This is a genomic window from Luteimonas sp. MC1895 (assembly GCF_016457215.1).
GTDB lineage: Bacteria > Pseudomonadota > Gammaproteobacteria > Xanthomonadales > Xanthomonadaceae > Luteimonas.
Map to the genome: position 1 here is coordinate 271428 of NZ_JAEMDY010000001.1, position 22262 is coordinate 293689.

The 22262-nt window shown below is 71.4% G+C and carries 22 protein-coding genes and 1 tRNA gene; 17 read left to right on the plus strand and 6 right to left on the minus strand.

From position 1 onward, the window contains the following. The first annotated feature begins 58 nt into the window (after window positions 1-58). From JG616_RS01185 to rnt, 11 genes are all read left to right on the plus strand, one after another. Window positions 59-334, plus strand: coding sequence for a polyhydroxyalkanoic acid system family protein (locus tag JG616_RS01185; protein ID WP_199362145.1), 276 nt, complete (start codon window positions 59-61; stop codon window positions 332-334). A gap of 74 nt (window positions 335-408) precedes the next feature. Next, window positions 409-1344, plus strand: a complete 936-nt coding sequence (locus JG616_RS01190) for a restriction endonuclease (protein ID WP_199391421.1) — start codon at window positions 409-411, stop codon at window positions 1342-1344. 291 nt (window positions 1345-1635) lie between these two features. Continuing rightward, window positions 1636-2715 (plus strand): phosphate ABC transporter substrate-binding protein PstS, encoded by a 1080-nt coding sequence (gene pstS, locus JG616_RS01195; protein WP_199391422.1) that lies wholly within the window; start codon window positions 1636-1638, stop codon window positions 2713-2715. Window positions 2716-2775: 60 nt separating this feature from the next. Beyond that, window positions 2776-3744 carry a phosphate ABC transporter permease subunit PstC gene (gene pstC / locus JG616_RS01200; RefSeq protein WP_199391423.1) on the plus strand — a complete coding sequence of 323 codons (969 nt, stop codon included), beginning with the start codon at window positions 2776-2778 and terminating at the stop codon, window positions 3742-3744. Then, window positions 3744-4610 carry a phosphate ABC transporter permease PstA gene (pstA, locus tag JG616_RS01205; protein ID WP_199362149.1) on the plus strand — a complete coding sequence of 289 codons (867 nt, stop codon included), beginning with the start codon at window positions 3744-3746 and terminating at the stop codon, window positions 4608-4610. The genes pstC and pstA overlap by 1 nt, the downstream gene beginning before the upstream one ends. 85 nt (window positions 4611-4695) lie before the next feature. Continuing rightward, entirely contained in the window at window positions 4696-5478 is a 783-nt protein-coding gene (gene pstB, locus JG616_RS01210) for a phosphate ABC transporter ATP-binding protein PstB (protein WP_199362266.1), read from the plus strand. Further along, a complete protein-coding gene (gene phoU, locus JG616_RS01215) occupies window positions 5475-6179 on the plus strand; it encodes a phosphate signaling complex protein PhoU (protein WP_199391424.1) in 705 nt (234 codons plus the stop codon). Before pstB ends, phoU begins: the two co-directional genes overlap by 4 nt. 89 nt (window positions 6180-6268) lie before the next feature. Continuing rightward, complete coding sequence (locus JG616_RS01220) at window positions 6269-6700, plus strand: hypothetical protein (protein WP_199391425.1); 432 nt, start codon at window positions 6269-6271, stop codon at window positions 6698-6700. 51 nt (window positions 6701-6751) lie between these two features. Continuing rightward, window positions 6752-7612 (plus strand): DUF692 domain-containing protein, encoded by an 861-nt coding sequence (locus tag JG616_RS01225; RefSeq protein WP_343224955.1) that lies wholly within the window; start codon window positions 6752-6754, stop codon window positions 7610-7612. A 1-nt stretch (window position 7613) separates the two neighbouring features. After that, on the plus strand, window positions 7614-8369 hold the full coding sequence (locus tag JG616_RS01230; RefSeq protein ID WP_199362152.1) for a putative DNA-binding domain-containing protein: 756 nt from the start codon (window positions 7614-7616) through the stop codon (window positions 8367-8369). 96 nt (window positions 8370-8465) lie between these two features. Further along, window positions 8466-9074 carry a ribonuclease T gene (gene rnt / locus JG616_RS01235; RefSeq protein WP_199391925.1) on the plus strand — a complete coding sequence of 203 codons (609 nt, stop codon included), beginning with the start codon at window positions 8466-8468 and terminating at the stop codon, window positions 9072-9074. 252 nt (window positions 9075-9326) lie between these two features. Here the strand turns inward: rnt and rlmB are convergent, their stop codons facing one another. Both rlmB and rnr read right to left on the minus strand, forming a co-directional pair. After that, entirely contained in the window at window positions 9327-10085 is a 759-nt protein-coding gene (rlmB, locus tag JG616_RS01240; RefSeq protein WP_199391426.1) for a 23S rRNA (guanosine(2251)-2'-O)-methyltransferase RlmB, read from the minus strand. Window positions 10086-10098: 13 nt separating this feature from the next. Then, window positions 10099-12687 carry a ribonuclease R gene (gene rnr, locus JG616_RS01245; protein ID WP_199391427.1) on the minus strand — a complete coding sequence of 863 codons (2589 nt, stop codon included), beginning with the start codon at window positions 12685-12687 and terminating at the stop codon, window positions 10099-10101. 87 nt (window positions 12688-12774) lie between these two features. Between rnr and JG616_RS01250 the strand changes: the two genes are divergently transcribed. Beyond that, a tRNA-Leu gene (locus JG616_RS01250) sits at window positions 12775-12859 on the plus strand. Between the two features lie 51 nt (window positions 12860-12910). Here the strand turns inward: JG616_RS01250 and JG616_RS01255 are convergent. Together JG616_RS01255 and JG616_RS01260 are read right to left on the minus strand one after the other, a co-directional pair. Further along, window positions 12911-13804, minus strand: a complete 894-nt coding sequence (locus JG616_RS01255; RefSeq protein WP_199362155.1) for an NAD(P)/FAD-dependent oxidoreductase — start codon at window positions 13802-13804, stop codon at window positions 12911-12913. Continuing rightward, window positions 13801-14016 carry a hypothetical protein gene (locus tag JG616_RS01260; protein WP_199362156.1) on the minus strand — a complete coding sequence of 72 codons (216 nt, stop codon included), beginning with the start codon at window positions 14014-14016 and terminating at the stop codon, window positions 13801-13803. The genes JG616_RS01255 and JG616_RS01260 overlap by 4 nt, the downstream gene beginning before the upstream one ends. A gap of 146 nt (window positions 14017-14162) precedes the next feature. Here JG616_RS01260 and JG616_RS01265 point away from each other — a divergent pair, with 146 nt between their 5' ends. The 5 genes from JG616_RS01265 to JG616_RS01285 are packed head-to-tail and all read left to right on the plus strand — an operon-like array spanning window position 14163 to window position 20743. Continuing rightward, complete coding sequence (locus tag JG616_RS01265) at window positions 14163-15263, plus strand: DNA topoisomerase IB (RefSeq protein WP_199362157.1); 1101 nt, start codon at window positions 14163-14165, stop codon at window positions 15261-15263. Window positions 15264-15295: 32 nt separating this feature from the next. Next, window positions 15296-15469: a hypothetical protein gene (locus tag JG616_RS01270; protein ID WP_199391428.1), complete on the plus strand. Its 174-nt coding sequence runs from the start codon at window positions 15296-15298 to the stop codon at window positions 15467-15469. A 2-nt stretch (window positions 15470-15471) separates the two neighbouring features. Continuing rightward, on the plus strand, window positions 15472-16041 hold the full coding sequence (locus JG616_RS01275; protein ID WP_343224956.1) for an isochorismatase family cysteine hydrolase: 570 nt from the start codon (window positions 15472-15474) through the stop codon (window positions 16039-16041). 58 nt (window positions 16042-16099) lie between these two features. Then, window positions 16100-18343 carry a DNA topoisomerase IV subunit A gene (parC, locus tag JG616_RS01280; protein WP_199391429.1) on the plus strand — a complete coding sequence of 748 codons (2244 nt, stop codon included), beginning with the start codon at window positions 16100-16102 and terminating at the stop codon, window positions 18341-18343. A 39-nt stretch (window positions 18344-18382) separates the two neighbouring features. Then, a complete protein-coding gene (locus JG616_RS01285; RefSeq protein ID WP_199391430.1) occupies window positions 18383-20743 on the plus strand; it encodes a penicillin acylase family protein in 2361 nt (786 codons plus the stop codon). 15 nt (window positions 20744-20758) lie between these two features. On the opposite strand, the gene dapE is transcribed toward JG616_RS01285, so the two are convergent. Together dapE and JG616_RS01295 are read right to left on the minus strand one after the other, a co-directional pair. Then, entirely contained in the window at window positions 20759-21889 is a 1131-nt protein-coding gene (gene dapE, locus JG616_RS01290) for a succinyl-diaminopimelate desuccinylase (protein WP_199362161.1), read from the minus strand. Next, window positions 21886-22248 carry a Spx/MgsR family RNA polymerase-binding regulatory protein gene (locus JG616_RS01295; RefSeq protein ID WP_199362270.1) on the minus strand — a complete coding sequence of 121 codons (363 nt, stop codon included), beginning with the start codon at window positions 22246-22248 and terminating at the stop codon, window positions 21886-21888. The genes dapE and JG616_RS01295 overlap by 4 nt, the downstream gene beginning before the upstream one ends. Window positions 22249-22262: the final 14 nt, after the last annotated feature.

Consider the following 22262-nt stretch of genomic DNA (forward strand, 5'->3'; position numbering starts at 1 on the left):
CACTTGGATCGCCGACCGCGCGCCGCCAGAATGGCGTCCCCTTGCATACGGACGCGCCATGGCCGACATCGACATCCAGCACCCGCACCAGCTGCCCCTGCCAGGCGCGCGCGCCGCCGTGCAGCAGGTGGCCGACAAGCTGGTGGAGCGCTTCGGCGTCGAATGCCGCTGGCAGGACGATGCGCTGCACTTCAACCGCACCGGCGTCGATGGCCGCATCGCGCTGCTGCCGGGCGTAGTGCACGTGCAGGCCGAACTGGGCTTCCTGCTCGCGGCCATGCAGGGTCCGATCGAGTCCGAAATCCGGCGGGTGCTGGCCAAGCACTTCGGCTGAACCCGCCGCGCGGCGGGCCGCCTCGGCCGCGCTTGCGTCTATGCTGCGCAACGAAAAGGACATGGGGGAAACGCATGCTGCAATGGCTCCTGGCGATCGTGGCCACGCTGGCGGTGGGCGGTGCCGCGACCTGGTTCGCGCACGGCCCGCTGCGCCGTCGGCACGAGACGGATGCCGGCATCGCCGCGCTGTCGGCGATGTCCTGGCGTGCCTTCATCGGGATCGTGCTGGAGGCGCTGCGCCGCCGCGGCTACGAACGCGTGGTCGACCGCGAGTCGCCGGCCGGCGACGATGACGACATCCTGGTCCGCGATGGCGGACAGTGGCTGCTGAGGGTCAAGCATGGCAGCGCCTTCGTGCTGGGCCCGCCTGCGGTGAACGAGCTGGCCGCCACCATGGGCGTGGCCGGCGCGGCCGGCGGGCTGCTGGTCACTCAGGGGCGGATCGACGGCGATGCCCGCCGCGCCGCGCGCGGGCAGCCGATCGAGCTGCTGGACGGCAACGCGCTGTGGCCGGAGCTGCGCCCGCTGCTGCCGGCGACGGTGGTCGCGCCGATCAGCGAGGCCGCCCGCAAGCGCGCGCGCGAACGCAGCCTTGCCGGCTGGCTGGCGGCGCTGGTCGTCGGGGTCGCGGTGTTCTCGCTGTTGCCGGCAGCCCGTCCGGCATCGCGCACGGGCGGCACCCCCTTGCCGGCCGCGACGGCCCCGCAGGCCGACAACGCGACGGGGACCCGCCCGGCCGGACCGGTGGCCAACCCCGATCCCGCGACCCTCGAACTGCAGCGGCGCGAGCTCGCCGCGGCCGTCGCCACCCTGCCGATGGTGGCCAGGACGCTCTGGAGCACCGCCTCCACGCTCGAGGTGATCCTGGCCGACTCCGGTGACGATCCGGTGGCCGCGATCTGCCCGCTGGTGGAGCGCTATCCCGCCCTGGCCTCGTCGCGGATCCAGCTCACGCCGCCGCCCGGCAGCGAGCGGCCGGTGCGTTTCCGCCAGTGCCGGAGTTATTGAAGGCAGGCGTCTGTCATGCAGCCGTCACCGCAGCGACATCGTGGAGTCACCACCGCGGGGTGAAATGCCTGCCGCGGCCACCTGCGGGCGTCCACACGCGTCCCGGGCCGGTCGAAAGATCCTCTCCTCCTCTCGCTGGAACGCTCCATTTCGGGCCCCTCCGGGGCCCTTTTTTCGTCGGCTCGCATGGTGCCCCGGGCCCCGTGCGGAACCTGCCGTCATGAAGCTGTCATAAAAACATCATCCAATGTGGGCTTGCCGCATCGCCCTTCGCCCACATCGGAACCTGTCATGACCCTCCCCAAGTTGCGCATCGCTTCGCTCGCCCTCGCTTCGGCGCTGTTCGCCGTGGCCTGCCAGCCCTCGGGCGACGCATCGTCGAACGGCGCCGCGAATGCCGCCGGCGAGCGCGTCGCCAGCCAGGTGTCCGGCGCGGGCGCCTCCTTCATCTATCCGCTGGTTTCGAAGTGGTCGGCGGACTACAACGCGGCCACCGGCCAGCAGGTCAACTACCAGTCCATCGGCTCGGGCGGTGGCATCGCCCAGGTCAAGGCCGGGACCGTCGACTTCGGTTCGAGCGACAAGCCGCTGTCGAGCGAGGAGCTCGCCGAAGCCAACCTTGGCCAGTTCCCCTCCGCGATCGGCGGCGTGGTGCCGGTGGTCAACATCGAAGGCCTCGCGCCCGGCGCGCTGAAGCTGACCGGCCCGCTGCTCGCCGACATCTTCCTGGGCAAGGTCGCCACCTGGAACGCGCCCGAGATCGCCGCGCTCAACCCCGGCCTGGCGCTGCCCGACGGCAAGATCAGCATCGTGCACCGCTCCGACGGTTCGGGCACCAGCTTCAACTTCACCAACTACCTGTCGAAGGTCAGCCCCGACTGGAAGACCACGGTGGGCGAAGGCACTTCGGTGTCCTGGCCGCTCGGCGTGGGCGGCAAGGGCAACGAGGGCGTCGCGTCCTACGTGCAGCAGATCCAGGGCGCGATCGGCTATGTCGAGCTCGCCTATGCGCTGCAGAACACCATGCCCTACGCCTCGCTGCAGAACGCCGAAGGCCAGTTCGTCGAGCCCAGCGCGGACAGCTTCGCCGCCGCGGCCCGCACCGCCGACTGGGCCTCGGCCACCGACTTCAACCTGGTGATCACCAACGCACCGGGCGCGGACTCCTGGCCGATCACCGCCACCAACTTCATGCTGATGCCCAAGCAGCCCAAGGATCCGGCGCGCAGCCGGGCCGCGCTGGAGTTCTTCAAGTGGGCGTTCGAGGACGGCCAGGCCCAGGCCAGCGAGCTGCACTACGTCCCGCTGCCCGCCGAGCTCGTCCAGCAGGTCGAAGCCTACTGGGCCACCGAGTTCCAGCACGGCCAGTAAGGCCGGACAGGCTCGTGCCCGCCGCATGCGCGGCGGGCTTCCTCCATCCCCCGGACGCCGATGAACGTGACCGCCCTGCCCGCCCCCGCACCCGGCCGCCGCGACGTCAACGACGCGCGCGCCGACCGCTGGTTCCGCTACGCCCTGGTCGGCACGGTGGCCTTCGTGCTGATCGCACTCGCCAGCGCGATGCTGTCGATGCTCTGGGGCGGCCGCGAGGCGCTGCAGTCGCAGGGCCTGTCGTTCTTCATGTCGGCCGAATGGAATCCGGTCGAGAACCGCTACGGCGCGCTGGCGCCGATCTACGGCACCGTGGTCACCGCGATCATCGCCATGCTGCTGGCGGTGCCCGTGAGCTTCGGCATCGCGGTCTTCCTGACCGAGGTCGCGCCGCGCTGGATGCGCGGCCCGGTGGGTGCGGCGATCGAACTGCTGGCCGGCATCCCGTCGATCATCTACGGCATGTGGGGCCTGTTCGTGCTGGTGCCGGTGATGACCCGCTCGGTCACGCCCTGGCTCAACGAGCACCTGGGCACGATTCCCGGCCTCGGCATCCTGTTCCAGGGCCCACCGCTGGGCATCGGCGTGCTCACCGCGGGCCTGGTCCTGGCGATCATGGTCGTGCCCTTCATTTCGTCGGTGATGCGCGAGGTCTTCCTGACCGTGCCCACCCGCCTGAAGGAGTCGGCCTATGCGCTCGGCGCCACGCGCTGGGAGGTCTGCTGGGACGTGGTGCTGCCCTACACGCGCTCGGCGGTGATCGGCGGCGTGTTCCTCGGCCTCGGCCGCGCGCTGGGCGAGACCATGGCGGTCGCCTTCGTGGTCGGCAACAGCGTGCGCCTGACACCGTCGCTGCTCGAGCCGGGTACGACGATCGCCGCCCTGATCGCCAACGACTTCGGCGAAGCCACCGAGACCTACCGCTCGGCGCTGCTGCTGCTCGGCTTCGTGCTGTTCATCGTGACCTTCGTGGTGCTGGCGCTGGCGCGGCTGATGCTTTCGCGCCTGGCGCGCCGGGAGGGCAACTGATGTCCGCCGCCGCCATCGACCGGCTGTACCTGCGCCGGCGGATCACCAACGTCATCGCCCTCTCGCTGTCCTGCGTGGCCGCGGTGGTGGGCCTGTTGTTCCTCGCCTGGATCCTGTGGACGCTGGTGTCCAAGGGCATCTCCGGCATCAACTGGCAGCTGTTCACCCAGGACACACCGCCGCCGATGGCCGAGGGCGGCCTGCGCAACGCGCTGTTCGGCTCGGCGGTGATGTGCGGCCTGGCGATCCTGATCGGCGCGCCGCTCGGCGTGGCCGCCGGCACCTGGCTGGCCGAGTACGGCGCCGCCAGCCGCACGGCGACGGTGGTGCGCTTCGTCAACGACATCCTGCTGTCGGCGCCGTCCATCGTGCTCGGCCTGTTCGTCTACACCCTGCTGGTGATGCACGGCGGCGGCAACTTCTCCGCCGTCGCCGGCGCGGTGGCACTGGCCTTCATCGTGCTGCCGGTGGTCCTGCGCACAACCGACGAGATGCTGCGGCTGGTGCCGACGCAGATGCGCGAGGCCGCCCTGTCGCTGGGCGTGCCGCAGTGGAAGGTGATCGTGCAGGTGCTGTACCGCAGCGCCTCGGCGGGCATCGTCACCGGCATCCTGCTGTCGCTCGCGCGCATCAGCGGCGAGACCGCGCCGCTGCTGTTCACCGCGTTCGGCAACCTGTACTGGAACAGCGACATCGGCCAACCCATGGCCAGCGTGCCGGTGGTGATGTACCAGTTCGCCGGCAGCCCCTACGAGAGCTGGCAGCAGCTGGCCTGGGCCGGCGCGCTGGTGCTCACCACCTTCGTCTTCCTGATCAGCCTTGGCGCACGCGCCCTGCTGCTGCGCAATCGTGTGACCCATGACTGACTCGACCCATTCCTGGACCCTTCCGATGAACGACGCACCCGCCGCCGCAGCCACCGAGTACGGTCGCGCCACGCTGACCACCGCCATGCCGCGCCGCACCACGACCGGGCCGGCACCGGTGAAGCTGTCGGTGCGCGGGCTGGACTTCCACTACGGCAAGTTCCAGGCGATCCACGGCGTGGCCATGGACATCCCCGAGAAGCGCGTCACCGCCCTGATCGGCCCGTCCGGCTGCGGCAAGTCGACCCTGCTGCGGATCTTCAACCGGATCTACGCGCTGTACCCGGGCCAGGTGGCAAGCGGCAGCATCCTGCTCGACGGCGAGGACATCCTGTCGCCGAAGTACCCGATGAACCGCCTGCGCTCCAAGGTCGGCATGGTGTTCCAGAAGCCGGTGCCGTTCCCGATGACGATCTACGAGAACATCGCCTACGCCATCCGCCACCACGAGAAGCTGTCGAAGGCCGAGATGGACGTGCGCGTGGAGGCGGCGCTGCGCCAGGGCGCGATCTGGGACGAGGTCAAGGACAAGCTGGGCCAGAGCGCGCTGGGCCTGTCCGGCGGCCAGCAGCAGCGCCTGTGCATCGCCCGCGCCGTGGCGCTGAAGCCCGAGGTGCTGCTGCTCGACGAGCCCACCTCGGCGCTGGACCCGATCTCGACCAGCCGCATCGAGCAGCTGATCGAGGAACTGAAAGTCGACTACACGATCGTCATCGTGACCCACAACATGCAGCAGGCCGCGCGCGTCTCGGACTACACCGCCTTCATGTACCTCGGCGACCTGATCGAACACGATTCGACCGAGACCATCTTCTCCAATCCCTCGAAGCAGCAGACCGAGGACTACATCACCGGGCGGTTCGGATGAACAAAATTCCCAATGACCATATCGTCCGCAGCCACGACGAAGAGCGCCAGCGCCTGATCGCCGAGATCCTGCGCATGGGCGAGCTCGCCGTGGCCCAGCTCGAGGCTGCGCTGGACGTGGTGGAGCGTCGCGACGACCGCGCCGCCGGCCATATCGTCGCCAACGACGAGGCCATCGACGCCCTGGAACGCGAAGTCAGCCACGACGCCATGAAGCTGTCGCTGCGCGGCCCGCTGGCGCGCGACCTGCGCGAGATCCTGGCCGCGCTGCGCATCGTGTCCGACATCGAGCGCATCGGCGACTATGCCGCCAACATCGCCAAGCGCTCGATCGCGCTCAACCAGGCGCCGGCGCTGCCGGTGGCGCGCGGGCTGAAGCACGTGGGCGAGCTGGCCGTGCGCCAGGTGCGCGACGTGCTGGCGGCGTATGCGGCCCATGACCCGGAGACCGCGCAGGCGGTCCGCGACCGCGACGCCGAACTCGACGCCGAGTACACCCGGCTGTTCCGCGAGCTGCTGACCTACATGATGGAGGACGCGCGCGCGATCACCGGCTGCACCCACCTGCTGTTCATGGCCAAGAACCTCGAGCGAATCGGCGACCACGCCACCAACATCGCCGAGAACATCTGGTTCATGGTTCGCGGCGAGGACAACCTGCCGCCGCGCGAGAAGGCGGACGGCACCAACACCACGACCTGAGGCCCGGCCCCGCGGCGTCGACGCCGCGTGAACGGTGCTGCTGCATACTGGCGCCCCCGCGGCCCGAGCCGCCCCCGAGGATCGCCAAGATGTCGAAGTCAACCGCCAAGCCCGTCGCCCTGGCCGTGGCCACCGCCCTCGGCGGCATCGCGCTTTCGGGCGCAGCCTTCTCGATGGCGCCGCTCGCCGGCGGCTACATGCTCGCCGCGCAGGACGCCGCCACCGCCGACGTGCCGGTCGCCGTCAAAGATGCCGAAGGCCGCTGCGGCATGGACCGCGCCGACAGCGATGGCGACGGCCGCATCTCCGCCGAGGAATTCGCCACCGCCCATCCCGAGAAGGATCCGTCCTACTTCGCCGGCATCGATGCCAATGGCGACGGTTTCGTCGACAAGGCCGAGCACGATGCGCACCACGCGGCCAGCAAGGCTTCGGGCGACCATGCCGACAAGGCCGCGCAGGAAGGCAAGTGTGGTGAAGGCAAGTGCGGGGGCTCCGGCGCCTGCGGCGGCGCCGCCTGAGGCGATGAAGGACGTGGCGCGCAGCCTGCCGCGCCACGGCCAGTCACGACCGTGACTCCACTGCCGCCACGCGCGGTGGGCCTGGGCCTGCGGCGGGCCCTGCTTGGTGACCTGCGCGCGGCGCCCGCGGGGCGCTTCGACTTCCTCGAAGCGGCGCCGGAAAACTGGATCGGCGCCGGCGGCGCGCCGGGCGAGGCCTTCGCCGAACTCGCCTCGAAGCATCCGCTCGCCTGCCACGGACTGTCGCTTTCGCTGGGCGGCCCGGCGGCGCTCGACGACACCTTCCTGGTCAGGCTGCGGCGCTTCCTCGACGACCACGGCGCCACGGTCTACAGCGAACACCTCAGCGCCTGCGGCGACAGCCTGGGCCACCTCTACGACCTGCTGCCGCTGCCCTTCAGCGATGAAGCGGTGCACCACGTGTCCGCGCGCATCCGCCAGGCGCAGGACGCGCTGGGGCGCAGGATCGCGGTGGAGAACATCTCCTACTACGCCACGGTGCCGGGCGCCGCTGGCGAGGCGCCGCCGCTGACCGAGCTCGAGTTCGTCAACGCCGTGCTCGCCGAAGCCGACTGCGACCTGTTGCTCGACGTCAACAACATCATCGTCAACGCCACCAACCACGGCTACGACGCCAGCACCTTCCTGCGCGGCCTGCCGGGCGCGCGCGTGGCCTACATCCACGTCGCCGGGCACCGCGACGAGGCCCCCGACCTGAAGATCGATACCCACGGGGCGGCAGTGTCGGATCCGGTCTGGGCGCTGCTGGCCGAGGCCTACGCCCTGCTCGGGCCGCGCCCGACCCTGCTCGAACGCGACTTCGATTTCCCGCCGTTCGACGAATTGCTGGGCGAACTCGACGTGGTGCGCGGCCACCTGGCCGGCGCGCCGGCACGCAGCCTGGCGGCCTGAGATGCACGCGGAGCAGGAGGCATTCGCCGCGCACATCCGCGACCCCGACCGGCATCCGTCGCCGCCCGGCGTCGATCCGCGCCGCATGCAGGTCTACCGCGACCTGTTCTTCAACAATGTCTCCCGGCTGCTGGCCGGCAACTTCCCGGTGATCCGCCGCATCCGCGGGGATGCCTGGCCGGCGATGGTGCGCCGGTTCTACCGCGACCACGGCTGTCGCACTCCGCTGTTCCCGGAGATTCCGCGGGAATTCCTGCGCTGGCTCGAAGACAGCGACGGCCACGAGCCCTGGCTCGCCGAGCTGGCGCATTACGAATGGGTCGAGCTGGCCCTGCAGGTCAGCGAGGCCACGGCGGACGACGTCGCGCATGACCGCCTGGACGCGCCAGGCCTCGACGTGGCCGCCGCGCTGCTGGATGGCCGGCCACTGCTCTCGCCACTGGCCTGGCCGCTGGCCTATGCCTGGCCGGTTCAGCGTATCGGTCCCGATTTCCTGCCCGAGGCCCCGCCCGCCGCGCCGACCCTGCTGCTGCTCCACCGCGCCGAGGATGGCCGCGTGCGCTTCCACGCACCCAGCCCGCTGGCCTGGCGGCTGCTGCAGCGCCTGGACGAGGCGGGCGAGCTCGGCGGGCGCGCGCAGCTCGAGGCCCTGGCCGCGGAGGCGGGCGTTGCCGCCGATGCCGGCTTCCTCCAGCAGGGCGCTGCGATGCTGCTGCGCTGGCACCGGGACGGCATCGTTCCCGGTATCCGGCGCTGAGCCCGGACTGGACCGGCACCACGCTCGGCTAGACTAGCGCCGGTGACCAGTCCGCTCCCGCCCCCGGCCCCCGAGGCCACGCCCGCCTTCGCGCCGATGTCCGCCCGCTTCCGCGGCTACCTGCCGGTGGTCGTGGACGTGGAAACCGGCGGCTTCGACTGGAACCGGCACGCGCTGCTGGAAATCGCGGTGCTGCCGATCGACCTCGACGCCGAGGGCCGCTACGTGGCTGGCGAGGGCGCAAGCGCGCACCTGGTCCCGGCACCTGGCACCGAGATCGACCCGAAGTCGCTGCAGATCACCGGCATCGACCTCGATCATCCCTTCCGCTTCGCCAAGGCGGAGAAGGACGCGCTGGAACACGTGTTCACCGCGGTGCGCACCGCGGTGAAGAAGCATGGCTGCCAGCGCGCGATCCTGGTCGGGCACAACGCGCACTTCGACCTCAACTTCCTCAACGCCGCGGTCGCGCGCAGCGGCCACAAGCGCAACCCCTTCCATCCCTTCAGCGTGTTCGACACGGTGACCATGGCCGGCCTGGCCTATGGCCAGACCGTACTCGCCCGCGCCGTGCAGGCCGCGGGCCTGGACTGGAACAGCGAAGACGCCCACTCGGCCGTCTACGACACCGAGCGCACCGCCCAGCTCTTCTGCATCATCGCCAACGCCATGGGCCGGCACGCGGCGCCGCCGACATCGCGTTGAGGCGAACACGTTCTTGAAAAGCTTTGCCACGGATCACGCGGATTACGCGGATTCACGCGGATAAGGCGAAGAACATCTAGCGGCATGGAAGCCCCCCGGCGAACGGCGAATGCCACTGACTGTCTTCGCCTTCGCCGTTCGCCGTTCGCCTGGAAGGTCTTCCGCCGAATCGTTCCTGCTCTATCCGCGTAAATCCGCGTAATCCACGTCATCCGTGGCAAAGAGCTCTTGACCCCACGCCAAGCCCCGCCGTCAGAGGCGCTGGCGCACGGCTTCGAACAGGCACACGCCCGCCGCCACCGAGACGTTGAGGCTCTCGACGCCGGCTTCGACGGCACCCGGCATCGGCAGCGCGACCAGCTGGTCGCAGTGCTCGCGGGTGAGCCGGCGCAGGCCTTCGGCCTCGCCGCCCAGGACCAGGGCGACGTTTCCGCGCAGGTCGACGGCGTACAGCGAGGCGGTGGAATCGCCGGCCAGGCCATAGATCCACACGCCCTGCTTCTGCAGCTCGCGCAGGCTGCGCGACAGGTTGGTGACGCGCACCACCGGGATCGCATCGGCGGCGCCGGCCGACGTCTTGCGCACCGTGGCGTTGACCTGCACGGCCTTGTCCTTGGGGATCACGACCGCGGTCACGCCGGCCGCCGCGGCGCTGCGCAGGCAGGCGCCGAGGTTGTGCGGATCCTGCACGCCGTCCAGCACCAGCAGCAGCGCACGGCCCTCCGCCGCCTCCACGAGGCCCTGGAGGTCGTCCTCGTCATGCGTCTTCGCCGCGGCATAGCGCGCGACCGCGCCCTGGTGGCGCAGGCCGCCCGCGACGCCGTCCAGCGCCTGCTGCGACACCCGCCTCACCTCGATGCCGCGACGCCGCGCATCCTCCTCGATCGCGGAAATGCGCGGGTTCTTCGCGCCCGCTTCGAGCAGGATCTCGCGCACGTTGTCGGCGTCGTGCTCGACGGCCGAACCGACGGCATTGATGCCGACGATCCACTGGTTCTGCTTGTTGCCCATCGGACCCTCTTGGTCAGTGCTTCTGCTTGCCGCGCTTCGCGGAAGGTCCGCGGGCCGCCGGCGGCCTGGTCTCGCCCTTCGCGTGCTGGCCGTCCTCGACCAGGCGGAAGTCGATCTTGAGCTCCTCCACGCTGGCCTTCAGCACCACGATCCGTACCTGGTCACCCAGCCGGTGCTCGCGCCCGGAGCGCTGGCCGGTCAGGGTCTTGCGGATGGGATCGAACTGGTAGAAGTCGTTGGGCAGCTGGGTCACGTGCACCAGGCCATTGACCTTCGATTCGGCCAGCTCCACGAACAGGCCGAAGCTGGTGACGCCGCTGACCACGCCGTCGAACTCGCGGCCCACGTGCTCTTCCATCCACGCCGCGCGGTAGCGCTCGTCGACCTCGCGCTGGGCCTCGTCGGCGCGGCGCGAGCGTTCGGAACACTGCAGCGACAGCGTCGCCATTTCGTGCGCGGAATAGGTGTAGGTGGCGGCGCGGCCGCCGGTGAGCGCGTGCTTGATCGCGCGATGCACCAGCAGGTCGGCATAGCGGCGGATCGGCGAGGTGAAGTGCGCGTAGGCCTCCAGCGCCAGGCCGAAGTGCCCGATGTTGTCCGGGGAGTACACCGCCAGCGACTGGCTGCGCAGCAGCACCGACTCCAGCAGCGCCGCGTCGGGGCGCTCGCGCACCGTCTCGAGCAGCTTGCGGAAATCCTTGGGCCGAACCTTGGCCCACGGCGGCAGGCGCAGCTGGAACTCCTTCAGGAACTCCAGCAGGTCGGCGTACTTGCCTTCCGGCGGGCGGTCGTGGTCGCGGAACGGCGCCGGGACGCCGACTTCCAGCAGCGCGTGCGCGGCCGCGACGTTGGCCGAGATCATGCACTCCTCGATCAGCTTGTGGGCATCGTTGCGCTGGATCATCCCGGCCTGGGTGACTTCGCCCTGCGGGCCGAGCACGAAGCGCACTTCCGAGGTTTCGAAGTCGATCGCGCCGCGCTGGGCGCGTGCCTTCTCGAACACCTTGTAGAGCTGGTGCAGCTGGCGGACCTGCTGCATCTGCGGACCGATGAAGGCCTGCGCCGCATCGCGGTCGGCCTCCGGCACGCCATCGCCCACCGCGTTCCACACCTGGGTATAGGTCAGGCGCGCATGCGAATGCATCACCGCCTCGTGGAACGCGTACGACACCACGTGGCCGCGGCGGTCCACCTGCATGTCGCAGGCGAAGCACAGCCGGTCGACCCTGGGCTTCAGCGAGCAGATGCCGTTGGACAGCGTCTCCGGCAGCATCGGCACGACGAAGCCGGGGAAATACACCGAAGTCGCGCGCTTCTGCGCCTCCACGTCCAGCGGCTCGGACGGGCGCACGTAGTGCGAGACGTCGGCAATGGCCACGATCAGGCGGAAGCCGTCGCGGTTGGGCTCGCAGTACACGGCGTCGTCGAAATCCTTCGCGTCCTCGCCGTCGATGGTCACCAGCGGCAGCTTGCGCAGGTCGAGGCGGCCCGGGACCTCCGCCGCCTGCACGTCCACCGGCACGGCCGCCGCCGCATCCAGCACTTCGGCGGGGAACTCGTGCGGGATGTCGTGGCCATGGATCGCGGCCTCGACCGCGATCGAGGCGGTCAGCCGGTCACCCAGCACCGCCAGCACGCGTCCGATCGGCGGCCGGTGGTTGTCGGGCGGGGTCACGATCTCGCACACGACGAGCTGGCCGTCGCGCGCGTCCAGGCGCGCATCGGTCGGGACCTGCACGTTGCGCTGGATGCGGCGGTCGTCCGGCACCACGTAGCTGATGCCGGAGTCGAGCGTGAACCGTCCGATCAGGCGCGTGACGCGGCGCTCCAGCACTTCGACGATCGAACCCTCGCGACGGCCGCGGCGGTCGACGCCGGTGACGCTGCCGAGCACGCGATCGCCATGCATGACCTTGCGCATCTCGAACGGCGGCAGGAACAGGTCGTCGCCGACGCCGCTCTCGGGGCGCAGGAAGCCGAAGCCCTCGGGGTTGGCGATGATCGTGCCCGGCACCAGGTCGGCGCGCGCGGCCGGCACGAAGCCGCCGCGGCGGTTCTTCAGCACCTGGCCGTCGCGCAGCATCGCGGCCATGCGCTTGTCGAGCGCAGCGGCCTGGTCGGGGTCGTCGAGTCCCAGCACCTGCTGCACGCGCTCCGCGTCGAGCGGGCCGTCGGCGTCCGACAGCACCTGCAGGATCGCCTCGCGGCTGGGGATCGGGTTCTCGTAGCGGCCTGCCTCGCGGGCGGCCTGCGGATCCACGAAGCCCGCGCCGGCACGGCCGCGCGATGCGGCACGCGGGGCCGGGGGCGTGGTGCGGGCAGCGGGCGCTGCAACATCCGTCGCGCCCGCGGGCCGGACGGAAGCCGGCGCCGCATCCGTGGGATCGCGCGGCTTCATCGCGCGCAGCAGTCCTGGATCGGGCATCCAGGCCGGCGGCGCGGCGCCGCCCCTGGGCTCGCCGCCGACCGCGGCGGGCCTGGCGGTCTTCTTCGCGGCGGGCGGGCTGCCCTTGCGTGCCTTGCTGGTGGTGGTCCCGTCCGCGCCCGCCTTAGCGGCATTCCTGTTGCGGCCGGAGCCGCCCTTGCCTGTGGTTTTCGTCATCAGGCGATTGTACGCGTGCGTCGTGGCGGTCCGTGCACGTCAACCGTTGACAGACTCGTCGATGCGCTGCACCATACGCGCCCACCTGCCCAGGTGGCGGAATTGGTAGACGCACTAGTTTCAGGTACTAGCGGGTAAAACCGTGGAGGTTCGAGTCCTCTCCTGGGCACCAGCTACAGCAGAAAACCCGCGCTCCGGCGCGGGTTTTTTGTTTTCCGCGCGATCAGCTGCGCTCGCGTGCCGCGAACGGCAACGCGTTGTGCATGTGGGTCGCGGCGATCGCGGCCTGCCCCACCGCGACCGAGATCTGGTTCAGCCCGCTGACCACGTCGCCGATGGCATAGAGCCCCGGCAGCCGCGTCTGCTGGTCGCGGTCGACGATGATCTCGCCGGTGTCATCGAGCTCCGCACCGGCGGCGCGGGCCAGCCCCGCACAGGTGTCGAAGCCGAGGTAGGCATAGACCGTGTCGAAGGCGACCGGCTCGGCCCCGGGCGTGGTCCACGTGCAGCGCCGTCCGTCGAAGCCCAGGCGTCCGCCTGCCGGCAGCCAGCTCGCACCGGCATCGCGCGATGCGTTGCCCGTCTCGCCGCCGTCGCCGGCGTCAAGCGGAAGCACATGGATGGACGGCGAGTAGCTGCGCAGGAACAGGGCGTGGCTGCCCACGGCTTCGCTGGGCCCGAGCACGCCGATCGACAGGTCGCTGGCCTCGTAGGCGTCGCAGATCGAACACAGCCGGAGCGCGTGGCAGGCCACCGCGGCCTCCACCCAGGGTTCGTCCGGCAGGCGGTCGCGCACGCCGGTCGCAAGGATCACGCGCCGCGCCTGCCAGCTGCGTCCATCCGCACGCACCTCGAACCCGTCGCCGTGCGGGGCGATGGCGTCCACCGTGGCCTCCTCGATCGGCACGTCCACGGTCGCCGCCTGCTCGCGCATGCGCCGCAGCAGGCCGTCGCCCGAAACGCCCTGCGGGAAGCCGGGGCAATTGTTGCTTTCCGGGATCCACCGCGCGCGGCTGTCGCCGGCGTCGATGAGCAGGCACGCGCGATGGAAGCGCCGGAGGTAGGTGGCGGCGGTCAGCCCGGCCGGCCCGCCGCCCACGATGATGACGTCGATCATCCGGCGGTATCGGGTTCGGGCGGCGCCTTGCGCTGGGTGCCGCCTTCGTGGCGCGGCATCGGATCCTTGCGCGTGGGCGAGAAGGCATTGCGGTCGCCGCTGCCGTGCGGATATTCGCGCCGCTCGCGCTCGGGCGGCGTCGGGTCGGGCGATGGCTGCCCGGGCGAGGCCTGGTCCGGCGGGGGCGGATCGCGGTGCGGGTCGCGGGACATGGCGCATCTCCTGGATCGCGCGCGGGGCGGCGCGGCGATCCGGACACTGCGGCCGATGGCGGCAAGGCCGCGTGATCGCAGTCGCCGTCCGTTGCGACGCGGTCGGTTTTCATCGCCAGATCACCGCGCGCCCGTAGCGTGCCGCCATGGCCACCACCCCCGACCCCGGCGCCGCCGACGCGCAATCCGCCGAATCCCTCGAAGCCGCCGACGCCGGGCTGCTCTACGTCAGCGACCAGGACCCGGGCATCCGCCGCCTGCGCTGCGGGCGGGGCTTCCGCTACTGCGATCCCGAGGGCAAGGCGGTACGTGACGCGGCCACGCTCGAGCGGATCCGCGCCTTGGCCATCCCGCCGGCCTATCGCGACGTGTGGATCTGCCGCTCCGGGCGCGGACACCTGCAGGCGACGGGACGCGACGCGCGCGGGCGCAAGCAGTACCGCTACCACGCGCACTGGCGCAGCAGTCGCGACACGGGCAAGTTCGATCGCCTGCCCGGCTTCGCCGAGGCGCTGCCGCGCCTGCGCCGGGCCCTGCGCAACGACCTGGCCCTGCCGGGCTTCCCGCGCGAGAAGGTGCTGGCCCTGGTCGTGGCGACCATGGCGGCGACCCTGGTGCGCGTGGGCAACGACGCGTACGCGCGCGCGAACCGCTCGTATGGCCTCACCACCCTGCGCAGCCACCACGCGCGTTTTCCCCGCGGCGCCCTGCGCCTGCAGTTCACCGGCAAGGGCGGCAAGCGACACGACGTGGAGGTCGACGACCGCCGCCTGGCGCGGATGCTGCGCGCGATGCACCAGCTGCCGGGGCAGCGCCTGTTCCAGTACACCGGCGAGGATGGCGAACCCCACCCGGTCGACTCCAGCATGGTCAACGCCTACCTGCGCGAGCGCATGGGCGCCGACTTCACCGCCAAGGACTTCCGCACCTGGGGCGCCACGCTGCAGGCCTTCCGGCTGCTGGCCGCGGCTCCGCCGCCCGCGGACGCCAGCGGACGCGCGCTGGCGGCGATCCAGCAGCAGGTGCTGGGCGACGTGTCCGGGCTGCTCGGCAACACGGTGGCGGTGTGCCGCAAATCCTACGTCGATCCCTGCGTGTTCGAAGGCTGGGAGGACGGCAGCCTGGCCCGCGCGGCCCGTCGCGCCCGCGGCCCCCGCCAGTGGGAAGAGGCGGCACGCCGCTACCTGGTCCGCGCCCATGCAGGCACGCGCGCGCCGGTCACGCGGCGGCAACGGAGCCGGCGCTAAGAACAGGGCATCCCAGAACCGCGAGGCCCGCCATGAGCCGTGACAGGAAAGACCTCCCCGAAGACCACGCCACGCGGGACGAGAGTCCCGGCAAACGCCGCGAGCGCAAGCAGAAGGAGAGCGAGAACCAGGACGAGGCGCTGGAGGAAACCTTCCCCGCCAGCGACCCTGTGTCGCCCTTCGTTCCGGCCAAGGCGCCCGACTGAGCGTGGCCACCGGCGCCCCGCCCGCGCTGCTGGTGATCGACATGATCGGGCTGCTCGACTTCCCGGGTGCCGATCGCGTGGCGCCGTCGGCCCTGCGCGCCGCCCGCGGCGTACGGACCCTGCGCGACCGGTTCCACCGGCGTGGCTGGCCGGTGGCCTACGTCAACGACAACTTCGCCCGCTGGCAGTCGGATTTCCGCGAGCTGGTCGCGATGGCTTCGGCGAGCCCCGGCCCCGCGCAGGCGATCGCCGGCCTGCTGGAGCCGACGCCGAAGGACTACTTCGTCCTGAAGCCCAAGCACTCCGCCTTCCTCGACACCGCCCTGCCGGTCCTGCTGGCCAAGCTGGGCGTGCGCCGCCTGCTGCTGGCCGGCATGGCGCTGGAGTCCTGCGTCCTGGCGACCGCAATCGACGCCAATGCACGCGAATACAAGGTCGCGGTGGTGCGCGAGGCCGTCGCCGGCCAGCCGCCGCTGCGGGCCGCGGCGTTCAAGGTGCTCGCAGGATCGAAGGCCGCCGACGTGGTCGCGCTTGACCGCGCCGTGGCCTGGGCCACGCGCCCCGCACGCTGAGCGCGCCCGGGAGGAGTGGCCCGGTAGAATGCCGGGTTCCCACGCCACCGCAGTCCCGATGAACGACCCCGTCCGCACCGTCTTCCACGGCTTCGAGCAGATCCCCCTTCGCGAGTACGCCGAGCGCGCCTATCTCGACTATTCGATGTACGTGGTGCTCGACCGTGCCCTGCCCTTCATCGGCGACGGGCTCAAGCCGGTGCAGCGGCGGATCATCTATGCGATGAGCGAGCTTGGCCTCGGCGCGGCGTCCAAGCCGAAGAAGTCCGCACGCACCGTCGGCGACGTGATCGGCAAGTTCCACCCGCACGGCGACAGCGCCTGCTACGAAGCCCTGGTGCTGATGGCGCAGCCCTTCAGCTACCGCTATCCGCTGATCGAGGGCCAGGGCAACTTCGGCTCGCCCGACGACCCGAAGTCGTTCGCGGCCATGCGCTACACCGAGTCCAAGCTGACGCCGATCGCGGAGGTCCTGCTGGGCGAGCTGGCCCACGGCACCGTGGACTGGGCGCCGAACTTCGACGGCACGCTCGAGGAGCCGACCTGGCTGCCGGCGCGCCTGCCGCACCTGCTGCTCAACGGCACCACCGGCATCGCGGTGGGCATGGCCACCGACGTGCCGCCGCACAACCTCAACGAGATCGTCAGCGCCTGCGTGCGGCTGCTGGACGATCCCGACGCCACCGTCGCCGACCTCTGCGAACACGTGCGCGGACCGGACTACCCGACCACGGCCGAGATCATCACCCCGGTCGCCGACCTGCGCGCGATCTACGAGACCGGCCACGGCAGCGTGCGCGCCCGCGCGACCTTCCTGAAGGAAGCGGCCAACATCGTCATTACCGCCCTGCCCTACCAGGTCAGCCCGGGCAAGGTGATCGAGCAGATCGCCGCGCAGATGCGCGCCAAGAAGCTGCCGTGGCTGGAGGACATCCGCGACGAGTCCGACCACGCCAACCCGGTGCGCGTGGTGCTGGTGCCGCGCTCGAACCGCGTCGACGCCGACCAGCTGATGGGCCATCTGTTCGCGACCACGGACCTCGAGAAGAGCTTCCGGGTCAACCTCAACATCATCGGCCTGGATGGCCGGCCCCAGGTCAAGAACCTGCGCAGCCTGCTGCTGGAATGGCTGGGTTTCCGCGCGGACACCGTCACCCGCCGCCTGCAGCACCGGCTGGACAAGGTCGAGCGCCGCCTGCACCTGCTCGAAGGCCTGCTGGTCGCCTTCCTCAACCTGGACGAAGTGATCCGCATCATCCGCAGCGAGGACGAGCCGCGGCCGGTGCTGCAGGCCCGCTTCGGGCTCAGCGACGACCAGGTCGACTACATCCTCGACACCCGGCTGCGCCAGCTGGCGCGGCTGGAAGAGATGAAGATCCGCGGCGAGCAGGACGCGCTGGCGGCGGAGCGCGACGGCCTGGTCGCGACGCTCGGCAGCAAGGCCAGGCTGCGCAAGCTGATCAAGGACGAGCTGCTGGCCGACGCCAAGGCCTTCGGCGACGCACGCCGCTCGCCCCTGGTCGCGCGCGGCGCGGCCCAGGCGCTGGCCGAGACCGACCTGGTGGCCAGCGAGCCGGTGACCATCGTGCTGAGCCAGAAGGGCTGGGTGCGCGCGGCCAAGGGCCACGACGTCGACGCCTCGACGATGTCCTACCGCGAGGGCGACGCGTTGCTCGGCGCGGTGCGCGGGCGCAGCACCCAGCAGGTCGCCTTCCTCGACTCGACCGGGCGTGCGTATTCCACGCTGGCGCATGGCCTGCCCTCGGCGCGCGGCAACGGCGAGCCACTGACCGGGCGCTTTTCGCCGGCGGCCGGGGCGAGCTTCGTGGCCATGGCCAGCGGCGAGCCGGACGCGCGGTTCACCGTCGCGTCCTCGGCCGGCTACGGCTTCGTCACCCGCTTCGAGAACCTGACCAGCCGGCAGAAGGCCGGCAAGACCATGCTGAGCCTGCCCGAGGGCGCGCGCGTGCTGCAGCCCTCGGCCGTGGCCAGCCTCGCGTCCGACCGCATCGTGGCGGTGACCAGCGCCGGCCACCTGCTGGCCTTCCCGCTCTCGGAGCTGCCCGAGCTGGAGCGCGGCAAGGGCAACAAGATCATCGAGATCCCCAAGGCCAAGCGCGGCACCGAGCGCGTGGTCGCGGTGGCCGCGGTAGCGGACGGCGGCAGCCTGATGGTGCATTCGGGCACGCGCACCATGACCCTGTCCTGGCGCGACCTGGAGGCCTACCTCGGCGCCCGGGGCAGTCGCGGCGGGCTGTTGCCGCGCGGCTGGCAGAAGGTCGAGGGGCTGTCGGTCGAATAAGGCCGCATGATGGCGGCGACCTCGGGGAGGGGTGTGCCGATGGTGAAGTGGATCGCCCGCATCGCGGGACTGCTGGTGGCGCTGGCCCTGGTGCTGGCGCTGCTGGCCTGGTGGGCGCTGCGCGGCAGCCTGCCGCAGCTTGACGGCCCTGCCGCGCTCGCCGGCCTGTCGGCGCCGGCAGACGTCTCGCGCGACGCGCTTGGCGTGGTGACCGTCGATGCGGCCAATGGCCTGGACGCCGTCCGCGCACTCGGCTACGTGCATGCCCAGGAGCGCGGCTTCGAGATGGACCTGATGCGCCGGTCGCCAGCCGGCGAGCTGGCCGCGCTGTTCGGCCCGGCCGCGCTGGACGTCGACCGCCGCCACCGCGTCCACCGCATGCGCGCCCGCGCACGCGCCGAGATCGCCGCTGCACCGGAGGCCGAGCGCGTGTTGCTGCAGGCCTATGCCGACGGCGTGAACGCCGGGATGTCCTCGCTGCGCAGGCGGCCCTGGCCCTACCTGCTGCTGCGCGCCACGCCCGAACCCTGGATGCCCGAGGACTCGGTGCTGGTCGGGCATGCGATGTACTTCGACCTGCAGGACGCCGGCAACGCACGCGAATTGGCGCTGTGGAAAGCCCGGCCGCATCTGCCCGAAGCGCTGTACGCGCTGGTGGCCCACGCGGGATCGGACTGGGATGCGCCGCTGGTGGGCCGCGCCATCGGCGACGCGGTCCTGCCCGGGGCGGACGTCGTCGACCTGCGTACGCTGCCCACGCCCGACGGCGAGCCGCAGGCCGGAGCGCCGCCTGCCGAGCCACCCGCGGTCGGAAGCAACAATTTCGCCGTGGCCGGCACGCTGACCGCGCACGGGTCGGCCCTGGTCGCCGACGACATGCACCTCGGCCTGCGCGCGCCCGGGATCTGGTTCCGGGCGCGGCTGCGCCACCCCGACCCGCTGGCGCCGGGCGGCCAGGTCGACGTGTCCGGGTTCACCCTGCCCGGGCTGCCCGCGGTGATCGTCGGCAGCAACGGACACGTGGCCTGGGGCTTCACCAACAGCTATGGCGACTACCTCGACTGGGCGCTCGAGACGCCGTGCGACGGGCCGGCCAGCGACACCTGCACGCCGCTCGCGCGCCACCGCGAACGCATCGACGTGGCAGGCGGCGAGCCCGAAGACCTGGAGGTCGAGGAATCGTCCTGGGGACCGGTCCTCCATCGCCTGGCCGACGGCCGTGTGCTGACGCTGCGCTGGACCGCCCACCTGCCCGGTGCGATCAACCTGGGCCTGGCCGGCATGGCGCGCGTCCCGGACATCGAACGCGCCCTGCTGCTGGCGCGCGACATCGCGCTCCCGAACCAGAACCTGGTCATCGGCGACAGCGCCGGCCGCATCGCGTGGCGCCTGCTGGGACCGGTTCCGCTGCGCGCGGCGGGCTGCGATCCGACGGCGCCGATCGAGCCCGCGGCGAGCGACTGCCCGCCATGGACGATGGGCACCCGCCACGGCCCGACCGTGGCATCGCCGACCGCCGATCGCATCTGGACCGCCAATGCGCGGGTGGTGGACGGGGCCGCCCTGGCGACCATCGGCGACGGTGGCTACGCGCTGGGCGCGCGCGGCGCGCAGATCCGCGACGCACTGCGCGCACGCGAGCGATTCGACGAACGCGACCTGCTGGCGATCCAGCTCGACGATCGCGCCCTGTTCCTCGAGCGCTGGCACGCACTGATGCTTGAACGCGCGCGCGGCGGGGATCTCCCCGCCCTGCGTGCGCTCGCGGATGCCTCCGACGACTGGAGCGGCCACGCGTCCATCGAGTCCACGGGCTATCGGCTGGTGCGGGCCTGGCGGGTCGAGGTCAACGCGCGGATCGCGGAGGGCCTGCTGGCGCCGGCGCGCGCGGCGCTGGGCGAGGACTTCGAAATGCCGCCGCTGGCACAGCTGGAAGGCGTGGCCTGGCCGCTGGTCTCGCAGCGTCCTGGGCACCTGCTGCCGCGTCGACATGCGAGCTGGGACGCGCTGTTCGAGGAGGCCGCCGCCGCCGTGCGCGACGACCTCGCAGGCCAGGGGCCGCTGGGCGAACGCAGCTGGGGGGAAGCCAATACCGCGCGCATCTGCCATCCGCTGGCGCAGGTGCTGCCGGGCGCCCTGCGCGGCGCGCTGTGCATGCCGGCGGATCCGCTGCCGGGCGACGCCCACATGCCGCGCGTGCAGGCGCCGGCCATGGGCGCCTCGCAGCGCATGATCGTTGCGCCGGGCCGCGAGGCCGAGGGCATCATCCACCAGCCCGGCGGACAGAGCGGGCATCCGCTGTCGCCGTTCTGGGGCGCCGGCCACGCGGACTGGGTCCAGGGGCGGCCGTCGCCATTCCTTCCCGGCGACACGCTGCATACGCTCGCGCTCGGGAACTGAGCCGCCGCGCCCGGGTCAGCCGGGCAGCAGGCGTTCCAGCAGCGCCAGGTAAAGGTCGGGCAAGGCCTCCAGGTCGGCCACGGCGACATGCTCGTCGACCTGGTGGATGCTCGCGTTCACCGGACCGATCTCGATGCACTGCGCACCCAGGGGCGCGATGAAGCGCGCGTCCGACGTGCCACCGCCGGTGCTTTCCTCGGGCGGTGCGCCCGCCGACGCGGCCAGCACCTCGCGCGCCGCCGCCCGAAGCGGCCCTTCCGGAGTGAAGAACGGCTCGCCGCTCCGGTGCCAGCGCAGCGAGACGTCCAGCCCATGGCGCTCGAGCACCGTCTCGATCTCGGCCTCCAGCCGCGCGGCGTCCCAGTGCGGGTTGTAGCGCAGGTTGAAGTCCACCCGCAGTTCGCCCGGAATCACATTGCCCGCACCCGTGCCCGCGGCGACATTGCTGATCTGCAGGCTGGTGGGCGGGAAGCTCTCGTAGCCGGCGTCCCAGCGGCGGCCGGTGAGCTCGGCCAGCGCCGCCAGCGCTTCATGCACCGGATTGCGCGCCTTGTCCGGATAGGCGACGTGTCCCTGCACGCCGTGCACGGTCAGGGCCCCGCTGAGCGACCCGCGCCGTCCCACGCGCAGCAGGTCGCCCAGCTGCTCGCTCGACGAGGGCTCGCCGGTGACGCACCAGTCGACGGGCTGGCCTCGACGGCGGAACTCTTCCGCCACCCGGCGCACGCCGTCGATCGCGTCGCCCTCCTCGTCCGAGGTCAGCAGCAGGGCCACCGTGCCGCGGTGGTCGGGGTGCGCCGCCACGTAGCGTTCCAGCGCGACCACGAAGGCCGCGACGCTGCCCTTCATGTCGGCAGCGCCGCGCCCGTACAGCACGCCATCGCGGATGTCGGGCACGAAGGGATCGCTGGCCCACGCCGCGCGCGGACCCGGCGGCACCACGTCGGTGTGGCCCAGCAACACCAGCACCGGCGCGCCGCTGCCGTGCGTGGCCCACAGGTTGTCGACCTCGCCGTAGCGCAGCGACTCGCAGAGGAAGCCGGCGCGAGCCAGCCGCTCCGCGATCAGCGCCTGGCAACCGGCATCGTCCGGCGTGACCGAGGGCCGCGCGATGAGTTCGCAGGCCAGGGCCAGCACGTCGCTCACGCGTCGGTCCCGAAGCGCTTGCGGAAGCCGTTGTCGCTGAAGCCCTGGGTGACGGTGCCATCCGCGGTCACCACCAGCGGCCGCCGGATCAGCTGCGGATACTCGCGCAGCAGCAGCTTCCACTCGGCGTCCGAGCCCGCGGCCTTGCGGTGGGGCGGCAGCTCGCGCCAGGTGATGGACGACTTGTTGACCATGGCCTCGAAGCCGCCCAGCCTCGCCGACCACTCCAGCAGGGTCTCGGGCGAAGGCTTTTCCTCCCGGTAGTCGACGAAGTCGTGGGCGATGTCGAAGCGGTCGAGCCACTTGCGCGCCTTGCGGCAGGTATCGCAGTTCTTCAGGCCGTACAGCGTGGCGGCCACCGGTGCGTCCCCGC